The 5,610-nt window shown below is 27.4% G+C and carries 4 protein-coding genes; all 4 read right to left on the bottom strand.

Features of this window, described 5'->3' with window-relative positions:
* Positions 1–736: Na+/H+ antiporter NhaC family protein (locus tag VLM92_RS12310; protein WP_325276631.1), on the bottom strand; the 736-nt coding region annotated here is incomplete at its 3' end.
* 239 nt (positions 737–975) lie between these two features.
* Positions 976–3,063 (bottom strand): sigma-54 interaction domain-containing protein, encoded by a 2,088-nt coding sequence (locus VLM92_RS12315; protein WP_325276632.1) that lies wholly within the window; start codon positions 3,061–3,063, stop codon positions 976–978.
* 263 nt (positions 3,064–3,326) lie between these two features.
* Positions 3,327–4,616 carry a DEAD/DEAH box helicase gene (locus VLM92_RS12320; protein ID WP_325276633.1) on the bottom strand — a complete coding sequence of 430 codons (1,290 nt, stop codon included), beginning with the start codon at positions 4,614–4,616 and terminating at the stop codon, positions 3,327–3,329.
* Between the two features lie 218 nt (positions 4,617–4,834).
* Positions 4,835–5,610, bottom strand: a 776-nt coding sequence (locus tag VLM92_RS12325; RefSeq protein WP_325276634.1) for an alpha-amylase family glycosyl hydrolase, incomplete at its 5' end; no start/stop codon positions are given.

The following is a 5,610-nucleotide window of genomic DNA, read 5'->3' on the forward strand; positions in this document are numbered from 1 at the left end:
ATATTAAAACTATATTAAAATTGAACATTGAGTCTAATTGGTTCATCATAATTGCTACTGATTCTGGTGTTGCCATATCTCCAGATGCTTTAAATCCCACTATTAAATATACAATTAATGAAACTATAGATGCTGGTATTGTTGTGTAAAGCATATGCTTTATATGGTCATATAGCTCACTTCCTGCTGCCATTGGCGCTAAGTTTGTAGTGTCTGAAAGAGGGGACAGTTTATCTCCAAAATATGCTCCTCCTACTACTGCTCCTGCTGTTGCTGGTAAAGATATTCCTAATCCTCCTGCAATCCCCATCATAGCAACTCCTATTGTTCCTGCTGCCCCCCAAGAAGTTCCCGTAACTACAGATAAAGTTGCTGAGGCTAAAAATGTTGTAACTAATAAGAATTTAGGGCTTATTAATTGTACTCCATAATAAATTATCATTGGTACTGTTCCTGCAAACATAAGTGAACCAATTAAGAAACCTACACTCCAAAGTATTAAAGTTGCTGGTAGAGCACTTGCTATTTTATCAATTATAGCTTTTTGCATTTCTTCCCATGTATACCCTAGTTTTAATGCTATCATAGCTGCAAAAAATGCTGATATAACCATAATAGGTTCTATCTTCATTTTAAAATATCCATATCCTACTGACAATGCCACTATCATAAAAATTATTGGTGTTATAGCTTGCACTACTGTTGGTTTTTTTCTTTGTTTTGCAATATTACTCATTTTTTCAACCCCCATTATTTTTTATATCATTCTTTGTTTTTCTTCTTTAGTTTTAACTTATTAAAATTTTCATTTAATATATAAGCAATATATATGCCAACTATCATTTTTTATATTTTTATCTAATTAATTTAGGATGTTTTATAATTTAACCTAATTTAAATTAAGTATTTTTTCTGAATAATTAATATTTTTATATAAGTAAATTACTAATTTTATATAACAAAAAAGGGTCGATATTAAAAAATATCAACCCTTTTTGTCCCTTTATTAATTTTGACGATCCCTTTATCTAAAAGTTTTGTCCCATTTATCCCTTTGTTAATTTCTATAAACCCATTATCTCTTAATCTATTTAATATACCTCTAATTTTACCTTCACCCAAATCTATATTTTCTTCAATAGCAATTTTGCACAATCCTCTTCTTCCAATACCTTTATGAATATACATTTTATTAAGAATCCAAATTTCACTATCATTTAAATCTTTTTTAGCTTTTTCTTTTTCATATTCTTTATCAAGATTGTTATTACATTTATCATTAATATTATTATAAATATTATCACATATATTTTCTTGTAATTTTAAAGTTGTATTTACTTTGAAATTTGTCATCATATACTTTGGTAAATCTTCTAATTTTATTTTTATATTATCTTCCTTTATGTTAACTAAGTACTCTACAATATTTACAAGTTCTCGTATATTTCCTGGCCAATTATATTGATTTAAAAAATACAATACCTCTATTTCCATAAAATCTTCTAAAACTATAAATATTTTTTGCTTTCTTAAATAATATTTTATAAGAATTTCTATATCATCTTTTCTATCCCTAAGGTTTATTGTATAAAGTGGCATTACATTTATTCTATAAAATAAATCTTCTCTAAATCTTTTGTCTTTAACTTCTTCTACTAAATCCTTATTAGTGGCTGCTATAACTCTTACATCAATAGGAATAGTTTCTGTACTTCCTACGGGAGTTATTTCTCTTTCTTGTAAAACCCTTAAAAGCCTTGTTTGAAAATGATATGGGGCATCTCCAATTTCATCTAAAAATATCGTACCCTTATGAGCTTTTTTAAATAGCCCAACTTTCCCACCTTTTTTAGCTCCACTAAAAGCACCTTCTTCATATCCAAATAACTCACTTTCTAATAGATTCTCAGAAAGAGCTGAGAAGTTTATTGCTACAAATGGATTATTACTTCTATCAGATTCATTGTGAATAGATTGAGCTAAAATTTCTTTTCCTGTTCCACTTTCTCCTTGAATAAGTACCGTCGAATTTGTTTTTGATATTTTCTTAGATAATTTTAACATTTTAACAACTTTATTATTATTTCCTATCATATCATTAAAAGTATATTTTGCATTATTTGTATTGTGTTTTTTCTTTCTTCTACGTTCTTCATCTAGCTTTTCTATAACTGAAGATGTTTCTACGATAAACATATATCCCATTAATTCTTCATTTGAATATATATTCTTTTTAGATATGAATATTTCATTACTATTTATAACACTTACATCATCTTTGATATGAGGGCATAATTCATAAATATTTTTACCTACTATATTTTTACTTAATCCAAGTATATCTATTGCAATTTTATTAAATACCAAAACTTCATCTTGTGTGTTTGTATATATAATCCCTTCAATACTATTATCTAAAATATCACTTAGTATACGAGTTAATTCGCTACTCTTATTGGCTATATGTATATATTTTTTACATTGTTTTACTATTTTTCTAAAAAAATATGAAGATAATAAATCTGCATAAAGTTCCATATATCCTAGATGTATAATAATTTCCATTATACTAACAATGTCTATTTCTCTAGTTCCTATATTTATTACTTTTTCAATACCTTTAGGTACAAGTGCTTCTTCTCCTGGAGTTATGGCAATTGACTGCCTTTCATATTTTTGTATCCCTGGATAATATAAGTGATATATTAAATGTTCAACACCATGTCCAATAAGTTGTTTTATCGCAATTTCACAAGTTTCTTTTGTGTCATTTACAAGTAATACTTCAGTATTTTTTTCTAAGCTAAGTAATTTATCTATTAGTTCATATTGTATAGCTCGCCTTACTATTACATACTTTTGATTAATCTCCATTTTTGATAGAACTAATTTAAAAACTTCATTACTTGAAAATACTATTAAATCAGTGTCTATTTCATGTGGTATTTTATTGTCTATTGAATAATACTCTATATGTATATTTTCTTTTAATATATTTTCTAGTTGATTTTTTAGAGAGTTGCCCGTTTCATTTCCTAGACTTATTATTGTAATTTTTTTCATATTTTACTCCCCTATTTTTACAAGACATTTATAATATTTAATTATTATATTATCATATTTAAACATGCAGTTCTATATACTTAAATAATTATCTAATCATCTCTTATCCAATAACAAGACTTGATTCAATATAGATATTTCTAGTATTACTATGCTTTATTTTAATATATATAAATAAGCCTATCCAGATGGTAAACATCTAAATAAGCTTTTTTCTCATACCATTATATATAGCATTTTTAGCCATATTTGATAGTACTGTTTTATTTATTATCAGTTTTTTTATTAGCTGGCTTTTTTCTTCTATTTGAATTCCAATTTTTATTATTTCCTTTAGAAGAGGTATTTCTTTTACTACTTCCTCTGTTATCTCTTCTATTATCTTTTTTGGGTTCTAATTGCGATACATCATTAGAACTGCCGTGATAAGGGTGATCTTTTATAAGTTCTATTTTCTTTTTTATAAGCTTTTCGATAGACTTATAAAGGTCTCTTTCTTCCATAGAACAAAATGACATAGCAGTTCCAGAATGTCCAGCTCTTCCTGTACGTCCAATTCTATGAACATAAGTTTCTGCAACTTCTGGTAAGTCATAGTTGATTACATGAGATAATTCATCTACATCAATTCCTCTTGCCGCAATATCGGTTGCTACTAACACTCTTACTTTACCTTCCTTAAAATTATTTAAGGCAAGTTGCCTTGCATTTTGTGATTTATTACCATGAATAGCTGAGGCTTCTATTCCAACATTAAGAAGGTCTGTTGTGATCTTATTTGCGCCATGCTTTGTTCTTGAGAATACTAAGGCAGACTTAATAGACTTATCCTTTAAAATATCTATAAGTAAAGCTCTTTTTTGCTTTTTGCTAACAAAATACATACTTTGTTTAATAGTTTCAGTAGTAGATGCTACAGGTGTAACTTCTACTTTTATTGGATCTTTGAAAATAGAATTTGCTAACTTTGAAATTTCACTTGGCATAGTTGCTGAGAAGAATATATTTTGACGAACCTTTGGAAGATGACTTATTATTCTTTTCACGTCATGAATCATCCCCATGTCTAGCATACTATCTGCCTCATCAAGTACAAAGTATTTTACCTTGCTTAAATTAATAAATTTTTGGCTATATAAATCAAGCATTCTCCCTGGAGTCGCTATTAAAATATCTACCCCTTCTTTTAATGCCTTTGTTTGAGGATTTTGAGATACCCCACCAAATATAACTATATTTTTTATATCCATATGTTTTGAGTAAGCTGTAAAACTTTCACCTATTTGAATAGCTAATTCTCTTGTAGGAGCTAATACTACTGCTTTAATAGTTCTTTTTCCTATTGATGATTTCTGGTCATTATAAATTGCTTGTAATATTGGAATAGCAAAAGATGCTGTCTTTCCTGTACCCGTTTGAGCACATCCAAGTAAGTCCTTTCCTTCTAATAAATGTGGTATAGACTTTGCTTGTATTGGAGTAGGCTTTGAATACCCCTCTTCTTTTAATGCCTTTTGGATAGGCTTTATTATATCTAAATTTTCAAATAACATTTTTTCTCCTTTTAAAATACTTATTCTATTAATCTAACTGTTAACAACAGAAAAAGAGACATTCTTATGTTAAGTGACAAAACTAAACATAAAAAGTGTCTCTCGTATTCATTATACAGTATTTTTATAAAAATAACATTATATTTTTCATTATAGTTTATATTTAAATTCTAAAAAACTCCCTATTCCTAGGGAGTATATATAATTACATAACAAATTTAGTATATATTTTTTAACAATTTAAAATCATAAGCATTCACATTTATACTATCTTTTAAAGTAATTTTTTCTTCTTTAAATAAATCTTCAACTTCCTTATTTTGTAAGTATTTTGGTAAATTAACTAATCTTTTTTCTTGTGAATTATTTAATATGATAGTCACATCTTCTTTTTTAATTATAACTAATCCAGTTTCTTTATCAGTTGTAACCCAATCATTTGAGGCCAACTTAAATTCATCAGTATTCTTGCGAAGTTTTATTATTTTTTGCATAAACTGTAATAGCTCTTTATCTTGTTTTTCTTCATCCCATACCATACATTGACGTTGCATATCACATCCTGGTTCTTGTATCCCCTTCATACCTATTTCATCCCCATAATAAATACAAGGAGATCCTGCTTGAGTAAACATGAATAAGTAAGCCAATTTAAATTTATCTTTATTTTCATTTGCATAACTTAATATTCTAGTAGTATCATGACTTCCAAGCAAATTAAATGTAACTTCATTAACATGCATTGGATAACTTATTATAACATCATTTATCATGTATTTAAATTTTTCAGCATCTATTTCATTAGTACAAAAGAAATCTCTAATAGCTTCACCTAATGGATAGTTCATAACTGAGTCAAATTGATCTCCCATTAACCAAGGTAAACTATTATGCCATATTTCACCTAATATATATACATCTGGTTTTAATGCTTTTAATTCTTGCCTTAGTTTTCTCCAAAATTTATGGTCAACTTCATTAGATACATCAAGTC

Origin of the sequence: Romboutsia sp. (genome assembly GCF_035470145.1) — a bacterium.
Classification (GTDB): Bacteria; Bacillota; Clostridia; order Peptostreptococcales; family Peptostreptococcaceae; genus Romboutsia_D.

Excerpts from the sequence above, each read along its gene's own strand:
- VLM92_RS12315 (WP_325276632.1), bottom strand. The coding sequence starts at position 3,063 with ATGAAAAAAATTACAATAATAAGTCTAGGAAATGAAACGGGCAACTCT.
- VLM92_RS12320 (WP_325276633.1), bottom strand. The coding sequence starts at position 4,616 with ATGTTATTTGAAAATTTAGATATAATAAAGCCTATCCAAAAGGCATTA.